Source organism: Streptomyces sp. NPDC051555 (genome assembly GCF_044454405.1).
GTDB lineage: Bacteria > Actinomycetota > Actinomycetes > Streptomycetales > Streptomycetaceae > Streptomyces.
Genome location: NZ_JBITDP010000006.1, coordinates 249,985 through 266,325, shown reverse-complemented (window position 1 = coordinate 266,325; position 16,341 = coordinate 249,985). Strand labels below are relative to the sequence as shown.

Genomic DNA, 16,341 nt, shown 5'->3' with positions numbered 1-16,341 from the left:
GAGGTGCTGCGGAGCTGACCCGCCGTGCCGCTCCGCCGGGCCCCACCGCGTACGACGGATGGTTGCTCGGGTCCTGCGTTCGGTGCGGGCCACGGCGCAAGCGGTTCACGCCTCGACCGTCATCGCGGCACACCGGGTGACGACGGACGCCAGGCTCCGTCCCTCCGCGCGCAGCCGGCGCTGGATGCGGGCACCGTTCCCGCGTTCGTACAGGTGGGAGAGGGCCTCCCGGACGCGCTCGTCGTCTCCGTGGTCCTCCAGCGCTTCGCGCACGTGAAGGAACAGGGCTTCGACGGCCTGCTCGGGGGACGTCTCCCGCATGGTCACGGGGTGCAGCAGGGGTCCGTCCAACCCCGAGCGCGCGGCTCTCCACGAGGCGAGTCGCAGCAGGTTCGTGCCGATCCTGGCCGCCGGCCGGCCGTCCCGCCAGGCGCGGGCCGCGGTCTCGACCAGGGCGCGAATGAGGGCGGCGAGGAGGACGGGCGTGGCGGCGTCGAGGCACACGTCGGCGACCCGGACCTCCACGGTGGGATAGGTGGCCGACAGGCGGGCTTCGAAGTAGATCATGCCTTCGTCGCAGAGCACCCCGGTGTCGATCATCGCGCGGACCTGCTCGTGGTAGCGGTCGGCCGAGCCGAAGAGATCGACCGGGCCGGCGGAGGGCCACCGGTTCCACACCCGGCTCCGGTAGCTTCCGTACCCGCTGTCCTCGCCCTGCCAGAAGGGCGAGTTCGCGCTCATCGCCGTCAGCACGGCCAACCAGGGCCTGATGCGGTCCAGGACCGCGACGCCTTCTTCGTCGGAGGCGACCGAGACGTGGACATGGCAGCCGCACGTCAGCTGCTCCTGCACCATCAGCCCGAACTGGTCGCCCATCCACCGGTAGCGCGAGCCCACGTTCAGTGACGGTTGTACCGCCAGGGGCGACGTCGCCACCGCCGCCACCACGGCGCCCGCGCTCGCCGCGTGCCGGGCCGCCTCGGCGCGGATGCGGACGATCTCCTGTTGGAGCTCGCCCATGTCGACCACCGGTTCGGTGGCGAATTCCAACTGTTCCTTCTGCAGTTCCTTCTCGAACTCGTGGTCCGGACCGGCCGTGCCCGGGCGCTGCCATGCCGAGCGGTCCGCTGCTGCCAGGACCGCCCCGGAGACTGCCATCGGAGCACCCGTTCGTGCGTCCACGAGCAGCAGCTCTTCTTCCACGCCTACGCTTCGCATCGTGCCGCCCGTGCGTCGAATCGTCAGATGCTCCGCACCTGCCCCGCTTCCCGTGGACCATGTCGGCGCCCGTCCCCTGTGTGTGCGGACATCGTGTGTGTGCGACACGGGAGCCGCCGGTGCGCGGCCCGCCCAGCACCGTGGCCCACCTCGTCGAAGATCTCCGGATGTCGAATGGCGGGCCCCTCGCCGGGGCAGTCGCGGTGTGACCGGAGTGACCGGTGCGAGCTGCTGCGCACCTCTGCGCCGCGGACGAACCAGGAGGTACACGATGTCCAGTACAACGATGGCGCTGAGCCCGTCGCCCGCGGACCTGTTCGCCCTCCCCGGTGTCTACCGGCCACAGGGGGACACCCTGCTGTTGGCCCGGGCGCTCGCGGGCGAGGAGCTGGGTCCCCGTACGAGCGTCCTGGAGATCGGAAGCGGCACCGGCGCGCTGTCTCTTCAGGCCGCGTACGCAGGGGCGGACGTCACCGCCGTCGACGTGTCCTGGGCCGCGGTGGCCACCGCCCGCATCAACGCCCGGCGCCACCGCCTGGCCCTGCGCGTACTGCACGGCGACTTCGCACGGCGCACGGCGGGTCACCGCTTCGACCTGGTGGTGACGAACCCGCCGTACGTGCCCACGGCGGCCTCGGGCCTACCGGCCCACGGACCGCAGCGGGCGTGGAACGCCGGGCCCGACGGGCGCACGGTGATCGACAGGATCTGCGGAGCGGCTCCCACCCTGCTGCGTCCCGGTGGTCGCTTGCTCATGGTGCACTCGGGGATGTGCGGACCGGATGCGACGGTGGCCCGGCTCACGGCCGCCGGCCTGTCCGCCGAGGTGACGGCGCGCGCGACCGTGCCCTGGGGGCCGGTGCTGCGGTCCCGACGGGCCTGGCTGGAGCAGCAGGGCCTGGCGCGCCCCACCGACCAGTGGGAAGAGCTGTTGGTCATCCGTGCCCGCCGCCCGTGACGGCGGCGAGCCGGACGCACCCGCCCCGCAGCGACGTCCGGTGCCCGGGAAGACACCGGCAACTGGCCCGGCGGTGCAAGGGACACGGGTCACCGCTCACGTTTCGGAACGGGCTTCGTGGCCAGACGAGCGGGTGGAGCGCGTGTTCCGAAGGGCCCGGCGGTAGGAGACGATCGTAATGGCGAAGGTGTCGCGGCTGCCCGGGAGGGCGGAACACCACTGGATATGGCAGATGAAGGCCGCGTGCCGGGGCGTGGGATCGGAGGTCTTCTTCCACCCCGAAGGGGAACGCGGCCAGGAGCGTGCGGAGCGCGAGGAGACGGCCAAGACGGTGTGCGCGGCGTGCCCCGTCCGCGCCCGCTGTCTGGAGCACGCCCTGCGCGTGGCGGAGCCCTACGGGGTCTGGGGCGGGCTGTCGGAGAAGGAGCGCCGCTCCGCCGTCGCGTCCGGCAAGGCAGCGGCATGACGGCCCCCGGTGTCGTGGGGGGCGATGCGGGTGACCCTGTCGAGCGGGCCGAGGAGCGGTCCTCCGAGCTGCCCGGGCGGTCCAGTCGGGCCTGGTGGGCCGTATTGCGCGGGACGGTAGCGGAGTTCACCAACGACGAACTGGGCGACCGTGCGGCGGCGTTGACCTATTACGGCGTGCTGGCGCTCTTCCCCGCGCTCCTCGTGCTCGTGTCCTTGCTGGGCACGGCCGGGGACGCGGTGACGGGGCAGGTGCTGGACACCCTCCGGCAGCTGGCTCCGGGGTCGGCCCGGGACGTGATCGGCGACGCGGTGGCGCAGTTGCAGGCCCGCAGCGGCGTCGGCTCGGTGATGGCCGTCGTGGGCCTGGTGCTGGCGCTGTGGTCCGCGTCCGGCTACACGGCCGCGTTCATCCGCGCTTCCAACGCCGTCTACGACGTGCCCGAGGGCCGACCGGTGTGGAAGGTGCTGCCGCTCCGCCTGGCGCTCACCGTGACGCTGATGGTGCTCGCCTGTGCGAGCGCGCTGATCGTCGTCTTCACCGGCGCCCTGGCCCGGCGGGCCGGCAACCTCCTGGGCATCGGTGACGGCGCGCTGACGGTGTGGTCGATCGCGAAGTGGCCGGTGCTGGTACTGCTCGTCACGATCATGATCGCGCTGTTGTACTGGGCCGCGCCCAACGCCAAGGGCCGCGGCTTCAAGTGGGTGACCCCCGGCAGTTTCCTGGCCCTCCTGATCTGGCTGGTCGCCTCGGTCGGGTTCGCGTTCTACGTCGCGAACTTCGCCTCCTACAACAAGACGTACGGCGCCATCGCCGGGGTGGTCGTCTTCCTGGTGTGGCTGTGGATCAGCAATCTCGCGGTCCTGCTGGGGCTGGAGTTCGACGCGGAGAGGGTGCGCCAGCGGGCGATCGCCGGTGGGCTGTCCCAGGGGGAAGAGCCCTACGTCGAACCCCGCGACACCCGTGCCTGGAGCGACGAGGACCGCCGCCGGATGAAGTGACCGGTCACGTCGCTGACCGGTCACCCCGCACCGCCGCCCGGCGTCCCCCTCAGGGGCGGCCGGGCGGCGGGGTGGCGGGACGAATCCTCGGTATCAGCCGGGCCAGGTACCGGTCACCCGACGGGTGGCCACGGCTCCGGAGCGGTCGACCGCGGCTTTGACCACGGCGAAGATCGCGCCCTGGAGACCGGCGGCGATGAGGATCTCCCTCCAGGAGCGGTGCTCGTCCGTCGCATCGGGCGCGTCGCCCTCGCCTTCGATCACCTTCCAGGCCTGCTTGAAAGCCATCCCGGCCAGCATGCCGCTGACCGCGCCCAGGGCCAGGCCGACCGGCTTGTACGCGATCGCGGATGCCTTCACTTGCGCCCCCGGCCACGGCGCACCAGCAGGACCACGACCAGGGCCGCGCCGAGGGCGAGCAGCGGGGTGCGGTTGGCCTTCGCCGCGGTCACGACCTGGCCGGTCGTGTCGAGGACCGGCTCGGGCGTCTTCTGCTGCACCAGCCGCACGGCCTGCCCCGCCGTCTCGCGGATCTGGTCGGTGACGAGGGCCGCCTTCTCCATGCTCTGCTCCTTCATCGCTGCCGCCTTCTCCTTGGTCTGGGCCTTGATGTCGGCCTTGCCGGCGAGCGCCTCGACGGTGCGGCCGAGCTCATCGCGGGTGTGCTCGATCCGGTGGCGCAGTTCCTCGGCGCTGGGGGTGGGGGCGGAGTGGGAGTCGCTTCCGTTCGGATGTGCGGTCATCGGTGGGTCCTCTCCCTGATCGCGGCCACATCGGCCTTGATGCTGTCGATGGTCTGCTCGGGCACGGGCGGGACGGCCCGTGCGATCTGCTTCCTCCCGGCCGCCGCGGTCCCGGCGGCGAGTACCGCCAGCAGCACGGCGCACACCAGGGCCGAGGCCCACACCGGCAGGACCACCGCCAAGGCGGCGACGCCGGCCGCGACCGCCGCCTGTGCCGCGAGGACACCGAGCAGACCGGCGCCCCCGAGCAGGCCGCCTGCGACTTCGAAGCGTTTGCCCTTGTGGCTCAACTCCGCCCGAGCCAGCTGCATTTCTTCGCGGACCAGTTCCGAGATCTGTTCGGATGCCCGCGAGACCAGCTCGCCCACCGAGTCGTCCGCGGTGCGGGGGTGTCGTTCGGACGTACTCACGGTGCGTACGCTCCTCTCCCTCGTGGAGCTCGACTTACGGGGTGAAGGGGGCCCGAACTCGTGGAGTTCGGGCCCCCTTCACCCCCCTGCGAGGTCAGGCGGGTCGGCCGCCGAACGGGATGTCCGGGCCGTAGTACGTGCCCACTTCCTCGCGGTAGGTCGGGTCGCTGAGGTGCTTGTCGCGGTGGAACTCGGGAGCGTTCTCGATCTGTTCCTTGGTCCCGGCGACGAAGATCTTCCTCTCCTGCGGGTCGATCCGGATCACCGTGCTGGCCGGGAGGAGGACCTCCTTGCCGAAGATCCAGACCCCGGTGTCCACGACCAAGTAGGCGTCGCCGACCTCGTCGGAGTGCTTGTCCACCTTGCCGATGCCACCGTCGCTGGCCTCGACCTTGTACCCGATCAGATCGGTACCGGCCAGATGCCCCGAGGTCGACGTGTAACTCCACACATGCTCAGTCACGCGAAAACAACTCCTCCGGTGAGCGGAGAGCGGCGCAGGCCTACCGGCCACCCTCCTTCTTCCGTTGCCGTACGCGGCGAAGGCGTGTACTCCGCCTCAACTCCGCCTGCCCAGGCCCCGGTGACTCATTCGTACGCCCGGGGGAGTTTCACGAGGGCGCCCCCGGCCGTGGGGCAGGGGCGGGGGCAGCAAGGTTGAGGTCCTTCACAGACGGTCGGCCGGCCGATGCCGCAGGACCTGTCCCCCGCGCACCCGCCGTGGGCGAATACCGGCCGGGAGTGCGGGCAGCTGCGGACCATGGACACCACAGAGACCACCCCGCTGCGCGCCGTCGCGCTCGTCTGCACCCTGTCCCCCTCGCCGTCCCCGTCCAGTTCCCAGCTGCTGGCCGAACAGACCATGGCCGCTCTCGCCGAGCACGGCGTCACGGGAAAGGTCATCCGGGTCGCCGATCACGATGTCAAGGCGGGCGTCCAGGTGGACATGGGCGAAGGAGACGCCTGGCCCGAGATCCGGGATACGGTCCTGGGCTGCGACATCCTGGTCCTGTCCACGCCGATCTGGCTCGGGCACCCCTCCAGCGTGGCCCAGCGCGTCCTGGAGCGCTTGGACGCCGAGATCGGCGAGAGCGATGACGAAGGCCGCATGCTCACCTACGGCAAGGTCGCGGCGGTCTGCGTCGTCGGCAACGAGGACGGCGCGCACAAGGTGAGCGCCGATCTCTTCCAGGGTCTGAACGACGTGGGCTTCTCCCTCGCACCGAACGCGGTCACGTACTGGGTCGGCGAGGCCATGCAGGGGACCGACTACCAGGACCTCGACAAGACCCCCGAGAAGACCGCGGCCACCACGACGACACTGGCCGCGAACACCGCGCACCTCGCCCGCCGCCTCAAGGCCGCCCCCTATCCGGCCTCCTCGTGACGCGATGAGACGTCGTGGGGCCGGCCCGTGGCCGCGCGTGCGCCGCGCGATCACGGGTAGGCGCTCGGCATGATCGCTTCTGCTCCGCAGGACCCGCCGACTCCGCCGGCGCTCGGCACCCCCGCCCACGACGCCCCTGCCGAGTGCCCGCGGGCTCGGCGGGTCCGCGTGGAGCCCTCGGGCCCCGTACTCGTGGAGGGGCCGGTCGAGATCGTGATGGCGGACGGCACGACGGCCCGCTCGGACCGGTTCATGGTCGCCGTGTGCACCTGCCGTCGCAGCCGTACCTACCCGTGGTGCGATACGAGCCACCGGGCCCGCGAACAGAGGTCCACGCCAGCCGAAGGCACACCCCAGGGCACACTCGAAGGCAGGAGCGCGTCATGACGCCACCCTCCGGAGCCACCGCCATCACGGGGTCGGCGTCCGCGCCCGCCCTCGTACAGGGCCGCGGCGAACTCTCCAACGCGGTGGTGCGTGCCCTGCGTACCGGGCGACCCCCCGCGTGGGCTCCCGGCTCCGCCCTGCGGGCCGATCCGTGGGGGGAGGACCTCCAACTCGCCCTCTACTTGCTGTACGAGCTGCACTACCGCGGGTTCGCGGGGGTCGACGAGGCGCTCGAATGGGATCCCGGGCTGCTACGGATGCGCCGGGCTCTGGAGGACCGCTTCCTCCATGCCCTCAAAGCGGGTACGGCAGACGCGCCGCGGTCCGTGGCGGCGGCGTTCGCCCCCCTGCTCGTCGAACCCGTCGACCTGGGCGACAGCCTCAGCCACCGCCTGCACGTCGAAGGTGAGCTGTGGCAACTGCGCGAGTACGCGGCCCTGCGCTCCCTCTACCACCTGAAGGAGGCGGACCCGCACGCCTGGGTGATCCCCCGGCTCACCGGCCGGGCCAAGGCCGCGATGGTCGCCATCGAGTACGACGAGTTCGGAGCGGGCCACCCCGACCGCATCCACGCCCGGCTCTTCGCCGACCTCATGACCGACCTGGGCCTGGACCCCGCCTACGGCCACTACCTCGACCGGGCCCCCGCCCCCGCGCTGGCCACCGTGAACCTGATGTCGCTCCTGGGCCTGCACCGGGCCCTGCGCGGAGCCCTGATCGGTCACTTCGCGTGCGTCGAAGTGACCTCCTCCCCCGGTTCGCGCCGGCTCGCCGCCGCGATGCGCAGGTGCGGCGCCGGTCCGGCCGCCGAACACTTCTACACCGAGCACGTCGAAGCGGACGCCGTCCACGAACAAGTCGTACGGCACGAGGTCATCGGCGGACTCCTCGCCGACGAACCGGGGCTGGAGCCCGACGTCGCCTTCGGCTGCGCGGCAACCCAGCTACTGGAGGACCACCTCGCCGCCCACATCCGCACGGCCTGGGACCGCGGCCACAGCGCGCTCCGCCCCGCCTGAGCGACGCCCTCGCCCGGATCGGCCCCCGCCGCGGCGGCTCCGGGCGGCGTCCGGAAGGGTCCGATGAGCGGACCGCCCGACGAGCTCGGCCGACCGGGGTCCCACGACCCACTCGCCGTACGCGGCCGGATCGGCCAGCGACCTCCGACGTCCCCGGTCCGCTCGTCCCACCAGTCGCCGGCGTCCCCGTGCCGGCGGGTAGGTCGACCGTTGCGGGGTAGACGTCCGCCACAGCACGTCGTCGAACACGCGCACGTCACAGGACGTGGCCGCTCAGCCCCGCCCGAGCAGCTGTCGCGTGACCTCACCGGGCACCGCTCGATTTCGGCCAGCCCCGGTCACGCGCTCGTCACGTCCGTACCGCACGGAGGCACCATGAGCGACACCGATCGGGACCGGATCCACCCCAAGGCGAGCGGCAAACCGTGGCGCCACTTCGATGAGGTCCGGCGGGCCATGGAACACCTCTGCGCCGCGTCCGCGGGAACCGATGCCGGAGACAGACCCCGCGACCGGACGGGCGCCCGCCCGGCGCCGGGACCGAGGCTGGGCGACGAGGGAGCACCGTCATGATCTCGGTGGCGATCTCGCTGATCCCGGCCACCGACGGGCAACTACTGATCCCGGCTGCCCAGGTGACCGCCCTCCTGCGCACCCTGGCCGGAGACCTGTTGGCCCCGGCCGGAGCCGAGGACGCGCAGGGCGAACCCAGAACCGTCGACGAGGCGGCGGGCGCCATGAACCAGCTCGCCGATCAACTCGACGTGGAGTGCATCGCGTGCACCGACGACCCGGGCACCGGACGGCGACGATGACGGCCACCAGCATCGGGCAGCTGGCTGACCCCGCCCTCCGTCCCTTCATCGGCAGCGGTCGTGCGCATACGGGTATGGGACCGCGCCGCCCGGGCAGGCGCCTACTCAAGTAGGAGAGAGCCCGACACCACGACGATACGGACACCTCCCGATGCCCCCTTCCCATGCGACAGAGCGACGGCAGCAGCACCTGGACCTGCCGATCGGCATCCACGCGGCCGCCCGCGCCCGAGATGCCACTGCGCATTTCCTCCACGAGGCGAAGGATCACGGGGAGAGGGTTTCCACGGTGACCGAGGGCGATGCCGCTCTCGTCGTCACGGAGCTCGTGAGCAATGCGGTGCGGCACACCACCGGCCCGTGCAGCCTCGACCTCCTCCTGCACGAGGGTCTTCTGGACATCGACGTCACGGACACCAGCCCCGCCCCGCCCGAGGTCCGGCCGCCCCACATGGGCGGCACCGGCGGCTGGGGCTTGATCCTGATCCACCGCGTGGCCCGTGCCGTGACCGTCACACCGGCCGCCAACGGCGGGAAGCGGGTACACGCCTGCCTGGACGTCGACGGGGTGGACGCCGCGGCCGGGCCGGACGCACCACCGGGCAGGTCCTGAACAAGTGTGGGCGGGACGGTGCCGGGTTCCTGCTCGATCTCTACGGTCGGAACCACGACGGACCACGGCAGGGTTCGTTCCGAGGTCGTTCCGCGTTCGTTCCGAGGCTCCGGTTCGTCATTCAGGTCTGGCGAAACCGGAACGACAAGTCGTATAATTCGGGCATGGAACCGGTCGAACCTCGGCCCAGCTGGACGTTCATCACCCACCACGCCCGGATCCTCGCCATGATCCCTCGCGACCCGGAAATCCGTCTGGGGACGTCGCCTCCGCCTGTCACGTGACCGAGCGCGCCGCCCAGGCCATCGTCACCGATCTGGATCGTCACTGATCTGGAAGGCGCCGGACGAAACGCATGACCCGCTTCACATGGCTTTGAAAGGGAGAAGGCCATGACCGACCACTTCGACCGCGAGCCCGCTCCTCCCGAGGACAGCACCGGCGCCACCCTGCGCCCCTCCACCGTCGCAGTGACTTTCGAGCCCGGCCCCCGACGGATCCTCGCCCGCGTGCGCGGAGAAATCGACATGGACGACTCGCCCGGCCTGGGCGAGGACCTCACCACGGCCCTGACGTCCAGCCGTACAGGTCTCGACCTCGACCTCTCCTCCGTCACCTTCTGCGACAGCTCTGGACTGAACGTCCTGTTGGACCTGAACCGCCTGGCGGCCGCGACCGACAAGACCCTGGTGCTGACGGTTGTGAGCCGCCCCGTCGCACGGTTGCTGCAACTCACCGAAACCCAGCAGCTGTTCACGGTCCGCTACACCCCCGACGACAGCGACCCGATCCCGCCGGTCGGCGCCACGGCCTCCGCACCGCCCCCCGACCGGCCCCAGCGGCACATCGACGAAGCGATGCACCAACACCCGTTGGGGCTCACGATCGAAGCGCTCTGCCGGACAACCGGGCCGACCGTGAGCCAGATCGAGACGGCCGCGACCTCGCGGCACGGGTCCCGGCCCCACCCCACATAGCCCTCCGCCACCACGGCCGACCGGACTCGCCGCGACCGACCGGACTCTGCGGGCCGGACGCACGGCCAGCCGCACTCGCACCCGGCCACAACCCTCACCCGCGCCGGGAGGAGCGGGTGGTTTCCCAGGCCGCTTCGATCATCTCGAAGATCTCGTCCACCGCGGCGTCCGGATCGGCCGCTTCGCGGCCCAGCGCGTAGGCGTCGATCACGAAGCGTGCGATGGCCCGACAGGCTGTCGGTGTCGCTGCCAGTGCGGAGTCCGCGGCCATGGCCGCGGCCAGGGCTTCCGCGTGCCGCAGGCGCATCGAGTCCTCGTACTCGCGCAGGGCACGTGACTCGTCGATCATGCGGTAGATCGGGGCTGCGCCGTCCGCCGTGCAGTGCTGCACCATGGCCCGGATCTCCTGGCGCAGTGCCGGCATGAGCGGTTCCGCAGGGACTCTGTCCGTGACCGCGCGCGTGAGGCGCTGCTCGAAGTTCTCGTCCTGCTCGAAGACCAGCGCCTCCTTCGAGGTGAAGTGGTAGAAGAGCGTGGTCACGGCGACGTCGGCCTCGGCGGCCACGTCACGGATGCCCACCGCGTCGTACCCGCGCTCCAGGAAGAGCCGTAGGGCGGTGTCGGCGATCTTCTGGCGGGTCGCGGCCTTCTTGCGTTCACGGCGTCCGGTCGGCACGGTCATGGCTTGATACTAACAGGGGCATATTCATAACGATCCCTAAATACTAACGGTTAGTGTTACGGTCGACGCCATGAAGAAGGTGAGCTTCGCCGAGTTCGGCGGTCCCGACGTCCTGCACCTCATAGATGCCGAGGAGCCCCACGCGGGCCCCGGCCGGATACGCATCGCCGTACGCGCGGCGGGCGTGAACCCCGTCGACTGGAGGCTCCGCGAGGGCCAGGCCCTGGGTCCCCGTCCGGTCCAACTGCCCTCCGGGGTCGGCCTGGACGCGGCGGGCGTGGTGGACGAGATCGGCGAGGGGGTCGAAGGGGTCGAGATCGGCGACCACGTGTTCGGTGAAGGGGCGAGCACCTACGCCGAGTTCGCCGTCCTCGGGGTCTGGGCCCGGATGCCCGACGACCTGACGTTCGAGGAGGCGGCGGGATATCCCTCTGTGGTGGAGACCGCCCTGCGCGTCATCGCCGAGACGGGTGTGCGCCCCGGCCAGACGCTGCTGGTGAGCGGCGCGTCCGGGGGCGTCGGCTCAGCGGTGCTGCAGATCGCACGTGAGCGCGGCGTCCAAGTGATCGGCACGGGCGGCGCCGCGAATCAGGACTATCTGCGGAGCCTGGGCGCGCTGGCCACGACGTACGGCGACGGCTGGGTCGATCGGGTGAGGCGACTCGGCGCCGTCGACGCGGCACTCGACCTGGCCGGCTCGGGCGTGATCCGCGAACTCGTCGAGCTGACCGGTGACCCGCGCAAGGTGATCTCGACCGCCGACCTCGACGCACCGCAGCTGGGTGTCCGCTTCTCCGGAACGGCGGGAAGCGTGCAGGACGCGCTCGCCGAAGCCGTCGACCTCATCTCCAGGGGGAAGCTCCACATCCCCGTGGAGAAGTCCTACCCGCTCGCCGAAGCCGCGGCCGCACACATCGACAGCCAGGCAGGCCACACACGAGGACGGCGAGTCGTGGCCATCTGAGCGGATTCCCTGGGCCGTTCGACGACGGGGAACGCGCAATCCACCCTTCCAGAGCGCCTGCCGCGCACCTGCCGGGACACCCTCGGCAGGTGCGCGGCAGCCGAGGAGACTCATGCACACCCTGCGACCCATGTCACCCATGTCACCCATGTCACCCATCCGAGCCATGCAGACTTCCGTCACGGTCATCGGCGCAGGGCTCGGCGGCCTCGTACTGGCCCGCGTCCTGAGCCTCCACGGCATCCCGGTCGCGGTCTACGAGGCGGATCCCTCCCCCACGGCGCGTGCGCAGGGCGGGATGCTCGACATCCACGAACACAACGGTCAACGCGCGCTCAAGGCGGCCGACCTGATGGACGAGTTCCGCGGCATAGTCCTGGAGGGCCGCCAGGAGACACGGCTCCTCGACCGGTACGGGACCGTGCTGTTCCACCAGGTCGACGACGGCACGGGCAGGAACCCCGAGGTACAGCGCGGGGAGCTGCGACAGATCCTGCTCGACGCGCTCCCCGCCGGGACCGTCCGATGGGGCCACAAGGCGACCGGCGTCCACCGCCTCGCCGAGGGTCGCTACGAGGTGACCTTCACGGGCGGCACCAGCACCGTCACGAACCTGCTGGTCGGCGCGGACGGCGCCTGGTCGCGAGTCCGACCGCTGCTCTCCGACGCCACGCCCGCATACATCGGCCGATCCTTCGTCGAAACCCGCCTGTACGACGCCGACACCCGACACCCGGCCACCGCGAAGGCGGTCGGCGGCGGAACACTCTGCGCGCTCGACCGGGACGAGCGGGGCAAGTGGTTCGTCGCCCACCGGGAGAAGGGCGGGACCCTCCACGCCCATCTCACACTGGCCAGGCCCCTGGACTGGTTCACCACCATCGACTTCACCGATGCCACCGCGGCAGCCGCGCGGATCGCGGAGGAATTCGAGGGCTGGGCACCGGAGCTCACCCCTCTGATCGCCGCGGGCGAGACCGCACCGGTCCTGCGCCCGCTGCACGCCTTGCCGATCGGGCACCGCTGGAGCCGCGTACCGGGAGTGACCCTGCTCGGCGACGCCGCCCACTTCTCGGCCCCGGACGGCGAAGGCGCCAACCTGGCCATGCAGGACGGCGCCGAACTCGGCCAGGCCCTTGCCGCACACCCCGACGACCTGGAGGCGGCCCTCACCGCATACGAGCAAGCGCTGTTCCCCCGCAGCGCAAGGGCCGCCGCCGTGGTCGCGCACAACCCCACGCCCCAGGACCTGATCGACTTCTTCGCCGGACGCCCGCCCGGCGAACGCTGACCGATCTGCCGGACCGGTCGGCTCCCGGACCGGTCGGTTCCCGGACCGGCCGTCGCGGGTCGTCACACGACGCGGACGGCACCTGAGGGGCTGGACCAGTCGAGGCTGCGCTCGACGACACCGACGCGGGAGTTCTGCGCGCCGACGTAAGTGCCGTTCCCGAGGTAGACGGCCACGTGGGTGGCGGCGCCCTTGGAGCCCCAGTAGAGGAGGTCGCCCGGTCGCAGGTCCGACAGACTGACGTCCCGGCCGCTCGCGGACTGATCCTGGGAGACGCGCGGGAGTTCGACGCCCGCCTGACGGTAGGCGGCTTGGGTCAGGCCGGAGCAGTCGTACGCGTTCGGGCCCGTCCCGCCCATCACGTACCCCTTGCCGACCTGGGCCCGAGCGAAGGCCACGACCTTCGCCGCGGCTCCCGTCACGCTGTCCGGATCCGAGCTGTCGGAGCTGTCGGAGCTCCCGGAGGAGGGAGTGGCATCGGGTCGGGAGGACGGTATCTGCCCACTCGCGCCCGTCGGGCCCGAATCCGCCTGGTGGGCCGAGGCCGGGGTGGCGGTAGCGGCCAACGCGAGGGTCCCCAGGACGCCCCCGAGCACACCGACGCGCGTCGAGGAGGTGCGGGTACGGGGCTTGGCATGGCGAGGCTTTCGAATCGTTTTGATCATGCGGCCAGCTCTACCAGCGGCTTCGAGGCTCCCTCAAATCGTATGGAATCCGCCACAACTGAGACAACATCGAGCCGAAACCGCTCCACGCGACGCCCCGCCACCGCCCCCGCATCCCCCACCGCGCCCCGTTATCGGCCCGTGACCTGCACTTCTTGACGCACGCTCACGGCCTGACCCCGCCCTACCATTTCGAGTCCAGCAGGGCCACCCGCACACCGATCGGCGGACCGACCACGTGGCACAGCTCACCCCGGACGGCCCCCGGCGGTGGTCAGATCTCTAGTCGCCCGCCTTCCGGGCGCCCTCGGCGATTTCTTCCAGCACCTTCGCCGGCCGTGCGCCCGGCAGCACGGCTGCGCCGATCTTCTTCTTCACGTCGGCGTTCACCCCGGCCCAGGACTTCTTGCCCACCGGGTACAGCCGTGAGGTCGGCAGGGCGTTCAGGAACACCTTGAGCGGTGCGGTCCCGGGATCGCCGGAGTCGAGCATCCGCTGGTAGCCGCTCGTCGTCACCGGCAGCAGTCCGTACTTCGAGGTGAAGGCGGTGACGTTCTTCTCCTCATACAGGTAGTCGAGGAACTTCCCGGCTTCCCGCGGGTGCCCGTTCCTGAAGGCCATGAGCCAGTCCGCGACGCCCATCGCCTGCGGCTCCGACCCGTTCGCCGTGGGCAGCGCGACCATCCCCAACTTGATGCCCTTCCCGGCGGCCTGCTTCACCAGGGTGGGGTGACCGTTGAGGATCCCGACCTCGCCGCGCGTAAAGGCGTCGAAGGCCTTCTGGCGGTCGAGCCTTCCCGGTTCGTCCGGGCCGGTCAGTCCAGCGCCCACCAGGTCGTCCCGTAGGAACTCGAAGGTGTTCACGTTCGCGGTCGAGTCGATGACGTAGTTCCCGGAGTCGTTCGTGATACCGCCACCGCCGGCGAGCATCCATTGCATCGACTCGGCCTGCGCTTCCTCCGGCCCCAGGGGCAACGCGATCGGGGTACGCACCCCGTCGCTCTTGAGCTTCTTCGCCGCCGCCGTGAGGTCGGCCCAGCTCCGAGGCTGCCACGACGCGCCTTTGGCAATGACGCCCGCGCTCTCCAAGAGCTTCGTGTTGTAGAACATCAGCCGGGTCGAGGCCACGAACGGCAGACCGTACTGATCGCCCCGGACCCTGCCCGCTTCCGCGAGCGGCGCGAGCAGATCGGATTCCGTACGCAGCGACAGGAGGTCGTCGGCCACATACAGCTTCCCGGCGGCCGCGTAGTCGGCGTAGGCGCCGATCTGCGCGATGTCGGGCGGGTGGCCCGCCTTGACCATCTCTGCGACCTTGGCGTCCACGTCGTTCCAGGAGAGGACCGTCACCTCCACCCGCACGTGGGAATGCGCCTGCTCGAAGCTGGACGCCAGCTCCTTCCAGTACGGCTCGGAGGAGTTGGCCGGGCCATCGCCGTAGTCGGCGGCCACGACGCGGAGCACCACCTCGGCCGCCCCGGGGTCGGACACCATGCCGCAGCCGGCCAGCAGCACCACTGCCAAGGAACTGGTCGCGGACGCCCGCAGCCAACGATGCTTCACCCTCACGCCTCACCCTTCTCCGCTCCGTACTGGCCGTAAGGTCTACACCACTTTTACGTCACCTTCACAGGGTTCTGCGCTATCGAATCAGCATCGCTTCCCACACCAAATCACTTCATCAACAGACCAGTTGTTGCCCGTGCACAGATTCCCGACCGGACCATGGCCGGTGGGCGGGTCAGCGGGCCAGGGAGATGACGAACATCGGGAGGCGTGCACGCGAAGGAGTGTTGGCCCGCGGAACGCCGTCGCCCGCATCCAGGCCGTCGCCTTCACCTCCGAAAGCCCCCCTCATCACACCGCGCCTTCAGCAGCGAACGCGCGCAGTGCCGTCGCGGACCCACACGATGGCGCGCCGGAAGACCGGCATGCGGGTGCCGTCCTGCGGATCCCAGAGCTCCAGGCCGAGGTCGGCGATCGGGCCCACCAACTCGACGAACCTGATCCCCTCGGGGTCCGGCTCGCGCCGGTCCTGCCACTGGGCGAAGGCCTCGTACAACCCGCGGATCTCCGGCCAGCCAGGTCCGGGAACGAACCGGCAGACGAACCAGGGCATGTCGATCGCGTATTGGTACAGATCACCGACGAGCCGGGGACCGCGCATCAGACGCCACGTAGGCTCCGGTTCGGTCGCGACCTGAGGAACGTGGCTCATACGGGCAGCCCCTCCTGCAAGTACACGGTGCGGCCCGCCAAGGCTGCGGCGTGCAGTGCGATGAGCGTCCGGTGGTGCGCCGCCAGACGGTCCGGAAGGTCCACGGGGTGGTGGAAGGCGTACCGGTCGTGTTCGAGGCTGAGCCGGATCCGCTGGCCGGCGGCGCGCCGCGCCGCGAAGAAGTAGTCCACGACGGGGCCGGTGCCCAGGACGTCGGCCCTGTGGTCGATGCCGATGAGGCAAGGTTGCGCGCCCAACGCGATGCCGGTCTCCTCGCCCATCTCCCGGCGGGCCGCCGGCCAGGGGTTCTCGCCCTCGTCGACCATGCCACCCGGCAGCCACCACGCCCCACTGGCTTCCGCCTGGCCGGGACCGTACCGCAGGAGGAGCATCCGGTCCTGGTCGTCCAGCAGCATGATGCACGACGCGACGAGCGCCTGCGGCTGCGTCTTCACCCACTCCACGCGCGGGATCCAATCGCCCACTTCTGCCTCCCCTTCGGTGGTCAGCGGACCTCCTACCCCGGA

22 protein-coding genes are annotated in these 16,341 nt (G+C 70.8%); 12 read left to right on the top strand and 10 right to left on the bottom strand.

Annotated elements, in window-relative coordinates:
• Nucleotides 1-105 precede the first annotated feature (105 nt).
• Nucleotides 106-1,218, bottom strand: a complete 1,113-nt coding sequence (locus ACIBEA_RS16010) for a glutamate--cysteine ligase (RefSeq protein ID WP_399261187.1) — start codon at nucleotides 1,216-1,218, stop codon at nucleotides 106-108.
• Nucleotides 1,219-1,489: 271 nt separating this feature from the next.
• Here ACIBEA_RS16010 and ACIBEA_RS16005 point away from each other — a divergent pair, with 271 nt between their 5' ends.
• The 3 genes from ACIBEA_RS16005 to ACIBEA_RS15995 all read left to right on the top strand — a co-directional run bounded on the left by ACIBEA_RS16005 (nucleotide 1,490) and on the right by ACIBEA_RS15995 (nucleotide 3,643).
• The gene (locus ACIBEA_RS16005) at nucleotides 1,490-2,176 is read left to right on the top strand and encodes a HemK2/MTQ2 family protein methyltransferase (RefSeq protein ID WP_399261185.1); all 687 of its coding nucleotides are present in this window, start codon (nucleotides 1,490-1,492) and stop codon (nucleotides 2,174-2,176) included.
• Between the two features lie 178 nt (nucleotides 2,177-2,354).
• Nucleotides 2,355-2,642 (top strand): WhiB family transcriptional regulator, encoded by a 288-nt coding sequence (locus ACIBEA_RS16000; protein WP_399261183.1) that lies wholly within the window; start codon nucleotides 2,355-2,357, stop codon nucleotides 2,640-2,642.
• A complete protein-coding gene (locus ACIBEA_RS15995) occupies nucleotides 2,639-3,643 on the top strand; it encodes a YihY/virulence factor BrkB family protein (RefSeq protein ID WP_399261181.1) in 1,005 nt (334 codons plus the stop codon). The genes ACIBEA_RS16000 and ACIBEA_RS15995 overlap by 4 nt, the downstream gene beginning before the upstream one ends.
• Nucleotides 3,644-3,736: 93 nt before the next feature.
• On the opposite strand, the gene ACIBEA_RS15990 is transcribed toward ACIBEA_RS15995, so the two are convergent.
• The 4 genes from ACIBEA_RS15990 to ACIBEA_RS15975 all read right to left on the bottom strand — a co-directional run bounded on the left by ACIBEA_RS15990 (nucleotide 3,737) and on the right by ACIBEA_RS15975 (nucleotide 5,259).
• Nucleotides 3,737-4,003 (bottom strand): DUF4235 domain-containing protein, encoded by a 267-nt coding sequence (locus ACIBEA_RS15990; RefSeq protein WP_399261179.1) that lies wholly within the window; start codon nucleotides 4,001-4,003, stop codon nucleotides 3,737-3,739.
• A complete protein-coding gene (locus ACIBEA_RS15985) occupies nucleotides 4,000-4,386 on the bottom strand; it encodes a DUF3618 domain-containing protein (RefSeq protein ID WP_399261177.1) in 387 nt (128 codons plus the stop codon). Before ACIBEA_RS15985 ends, ACIBEA_RS15990 begins: the two co-directional genes overlap by 4 nt.
• Complete coding sequence (locus tag ACIBEA_RS15980) at nucleotides 4,383-4,796, bottom strand: phage holin family protein (RefSeq protein WP_399261175.1); 414 nt, start codon at nucleotides 4,794-4,796, stop codon at nucleotides 4,383-4,385. The genes ACIBEA_RS15985 and ACIBEA_RS15980 overlap by 4 nt, the downstream gene beginning before the upstream one ends.
• Nucleotides 4,797-4,890: 94 nt before the next feature.
• A complete protein-coding gene (locus ACIBEA_RS15975) occupies nucleotides 4,891-5,259 on the bottom strand; it encodes a PRC-barrel domain-containing protein (RefSeq protein WP_399261173.1) in 369 nt (122 codons plus the stop codon).
• 297 nt (nucleotides 5,260-5,556) lie between these two features.
• Between ACIBEA_RS15975 and ACIBEA_RS15970 the strand changes: the two genes are divergently transcribed.
• The 7 genes from ACIBEA_RS15970 (at nucleotide 5,557) to ACIBEA_RS15940 (ending at nucleotide 9,994) form a co-directional block, all read left to right on the top strand.
• Entirely contained in the window at nucleotides 5,557-6,183 is a 627-nt protein-coding gene (locus tag ACIBEA_RS15970; RefSeq protein WP_399261171.1) for a flavodoxin family protein, read from the top strand.
• Nucleotides 6,184-6,252: 69 nt separating this feature from the next.
• Entirely contained in the window at nucleotides 6,253-6,570 is a 318-nt protein-coding gene (locus ACIBEA_RS15965) for a CDGSH iron-sulfur domain-containing protein (RefSeq protein WP_399261169.1), read from the top strand.
• Complete coding sequence (locus ACIBEA_RS15960) at nucleotides 6,567-7,589, top strand: iron-containing redox enzyme family protein (protein WP_399261167.1); 1,023 nt, start codon at nucleotides 6,567-6,569, stop codon at nucleotides 7,587-7,589. Before ACIBEA_RS15965 ends, ACIBEA_RS15960 begins: the two co-directional genes overlap by 4 nt.
• Nucleotides 7,590-7,964: 375 nt before the next feature.
• Entirely contained in the window at nucleotides 7,965-8,162 is a 198-nt protein-coding gene (locus ACIBEA_RS15955; RefSeq protein ID WP_399261164.1) for a hypothetical protein, read from the top strand.
• Entirely contained in the window at nucleotides 8,159-8,404 is a 246-nt protein-coding gene (locus tag ACIBEA_RS15950; protein WP_399261162.1) for a hypothetical protein, read from the top strand. Before ACIBEA_RS15955 ends, ACIBEA_RS15950 begins: the two co-directional genes overlap by 4 nt.
• Nucleotides 8,405-8,555: 151 nt before the next feature.
• Nucleotides 8,556-9,017 carry an ATP-binding protein gene (locus ACIBEA_RS15945; protein ID WP_399261160.1) on the top strand — a complete coding sequence of 154 codons (462 nt, stop codon included), beginning with the start codon at nucleotides 8,556-8,558 and terminating at the stop codon, nucleotides 9,015-9,017.
• 392 nt (nucleotides 9,018-9,409) lie between these two features.
• Nucleotides 9,410-9,994 carry an STAS domain-containing protein gene (locus ACIBEA_RS15940; RefSeq protein WP_399261158.1) on the top strand — a complete coding sequence of 195 codons (585 nt, stop codon included), beginning with the start codon at nucleotides 9,410-9,412 and terminating at the stop codon, nucleotides 9,992-9,994.
• A 94-nt stretch (nucleotides 9,995-10,088) separates the two neighbouring features.
• Here ACIBEA_RS15940 and ACIBEA_RS15935 read toward each other — a convergent pair whose 3' ends face one another.
• The gene (locus ACIBEA_RS15935; RefSeq protein ID WP_399261155.1) at nucleotides 10,089-10,676 is read right to left on the bottom strand and encodes a TetR/AcrR family transcriptional regulator; all 588 of its coding nucleotides are present in this window, start codon (nucleotides 10,674-10,676) and stop codon (nucleotides 10,089-10,091) included.
• 70 nt (nucleotides 10,677-10,746) lie between these two features.
• Between ACIBEA_RS15935 and ACIBEA_RS15930 the strand changes: the two genes are divergently transcribed.
• On the top strand, nucleotides 10,747-11,640 hold the full coding sequence (locus ACIBEA_RS15930) for an NADP-dependent oxidoreductase (protein ID WP_399261153.1): 894 nt from the start codon (nucleotides 10,747-10,749) through the stop codon (nucleotides 11,638-11,640).
• A 166-nt stretch (nucleotides 11,641-11,806) separates the two neighbouring features.
• A complete protein-coding gene (locus ACIBEA_RS15925; protein ID WP_399261152.1) occupies nucleotides 11,807-12,931 on the top strand; it encodes an FAD-dependent oxidoreductase in 1,125 nt (374 codons plus the stop codon).
• Nucleotides 12,932-12,993: 62 nt separating this feature from the next.
• Here ACIBEA_RS15925 and ACIBEA_RS15920 read toward each other — a convergent pair whose 3' ends face one another.
• The 4 genes from ACIBEA_RS15920 to ACIBEA_RS15905 all read right to left on the bottom strand — a co-directional run bounded on the left by ACIBEA_RS15920 (nucleotide 12,994) and on the right by ACIBEA_RS15905 (nucleotide 16,299).
• Nucleotides 12,994-13,596, bottom strand: coding sequence for a C40 family peptidase (locus ACIBEA_RS15920; RefSeq protein ID WP_399261150.1), 603 nt, complete (start codon nucleotides 13,594-13,596; stop codon nucleotides 12,994-12,996).
• A 282-nt stretch (nucleotides 13,597-13,878) separates the two neighbouring features.
• The gene (locus ACIBEA_RS15915; protein WP_399261448.1) at nucleotides 13,879-15,090 is read right to left on the bottom strand and encodes an extracellular solute-binding protein; all 1,212 of its coding nucleotides are present in this window, start codon (nucleotides 15,088-15,090) and stop codon (nucleotides 13,879-13,881) included.
• A gap of 376 nt (nucleotides 15,091-15,466) precedes the next feature.
• Nucleotides 15,467-15,814 carry a hypothetical protein gene (locus ACIBEA_RS15910; RefSeq protein ID WP_399261147.1) on the bottom strand — a complete coding sequence of 116 codons (348 nt, stop codon included), beginning with the start codon at nucleotides 15,812-15,814 and terminating at the stop codon, nucleotides 15,467-15,469.
• On the bottom strand, nucleotides 15,811-16,299 hold the full coding sequence (locus ACIBEA_RS15905; protein WP_399261145.1) for an NUDIX hydrolase: 489 nt from the start codon (nucleotides 16,297-16,299) through the stop codon (nucleotides 15,811-15,813). The genes ACIBEA_RS15910 and ACIBEA_RS15905 overlap by 4 nt, the downstream gene beginning before the upstream one ends.
• Nucleotides 16,300-16,341 lie beyond the last annotated feature (42 nt).

Excerpts from the sequence above, each read along its gene's own strand:
- ACIBEA_RS15930 (WP_399261153.1), top strand. The coding sequence starts at position 10,747 with ATGAAGAAGGTGAGCTTCGCCGAGTTCGGCGGTCCCGACGTCCTGCAC.
- ACIBEA_RS15935 (WP_399261155.1), bottom strand. The coding sequence starts at position 10,676 with ATGACCGTGCCGACCGGACGCCGTGAACGCAAGAAGGCCGCGACCCGC.
- ACIBEA_RS15995 (WP_399261181.1), top strand. The coding sequence starts at position 2,639 with ATGACGGCCCCCGGTGTCGTGGGGGGCGATGCGGGTGACCCTGTCGAG.
- ACIBEA_RS15915 (WP_399261448.1), bottom strand. The coding sequence starts at position 15,090 with ATGGTGTCCGACCCCGGGGCGGCCGAGGTGGTGCTCCGCGTCGTGGCC.
- ACIBEA_RS15965 (WP_399261169.1), top strand. The coding sequence starts at position 6,253 with ATGATCGCTTCTGCTCCGCAGGACCCGCCGACTCCGCCGGCGCTCGGC.
- ACIBEA_RS15960 (WP_399261167.1), top strand. The coding sequence starts at position 6,567 with ATGACGCCACCCTCCGGAGCCACCGCCATCACGGGGTCGGCGTCCGCG.
- ACIBEA_RS15925 (WP_399261152.1), top strand. The coding sequence starts at position 11,807 with ATGCAGACTTCCGTCACGGTCATCGGCGCAGGGCTCGGCGGCCTCGTA.
- ACIBEA_RS15985 (WP_399261177.1), bottom strand. The coding sequence starts at position 4,386 with ATGACCGCACATCCGAACGGAAGCGACTCCCACTCCGCCCCCACCCCC.
- ACIBEA_RS15920 (WP_399261150.1), bottom strand. The coding sequence starts at position 13,596 with ATGATCAAAACGATTCGAAAGCCTCGCCATGCCAAGCCCCGTACCCGC.
- ACIBEA_RS15910 (WP_399261147.1), bottom strand. The coding sequence starts at position 15,814 with ATGAGCCACGTTCCTCAGGTCGCGACCGAACCGGAGCCTACGTGGCGT.
- ACIBEA_RS15955 (WP_399261164.1), top strand. The coding sequence starts at position 7,965 with ATGAGCGACACCGATCGGGACCGGATCCACCCCAAGGCGAGCGGCAAA.
- ACIBEA_RS16010 (WP_399261187.1), bottom strand. The coding sequence starts at position 1,218 with ATGCGAAGCGTAGGCGTGGAAGAAGAGCTGCTGCTCGTGGACGCACGA.
- ACIBEA_RS16005 (WP_399261185.1), top strand. The coding sequence starts at position 1,490 with ATGTCCAGTACAACGATGGCGCTGAGCCCGTCGCCCGCGGACCTGTTC.
- ACIBEA_RS16000 (WP_399261183.1), top strand. The coding sequence starts at position 2,355 with ATGGCGAAGGTGTCGCGGCTGCCCGGGAGGGCGGAACACCACTGGATA.
- ACIBEA_RS15940 (WP_399261158.1), top strand. The coding sequence starts at position 9,410 with ATGACCGACCACTTCGACCGCGAGCCCGCTCCTCCCGAGGACAGCACC.
- ACIBEA_RS15970 (WP_399261171.1), top strand. The coding sequence starts at position 5,557 with ATGGACACCACAGAGACCACCCCGCTGCGCGCCGTCGCGCTCGTCTGC.
- ACIBEA_RS15945 (WP_399261160.1), top strand. The coding sequence starts at position 8,556 with ATGCCCCCTTCCCATGCGACAGAGCGACGGCAGCAGCACCTGGACCTG.
- ACIBEA_RS15950 (WP_399261162.1), top strand. The coding sequence starts at position 8,159 with ATGATCTCGGTGGCGATCTCGCTGATCCCGGCCACCGACGGGCAACTA.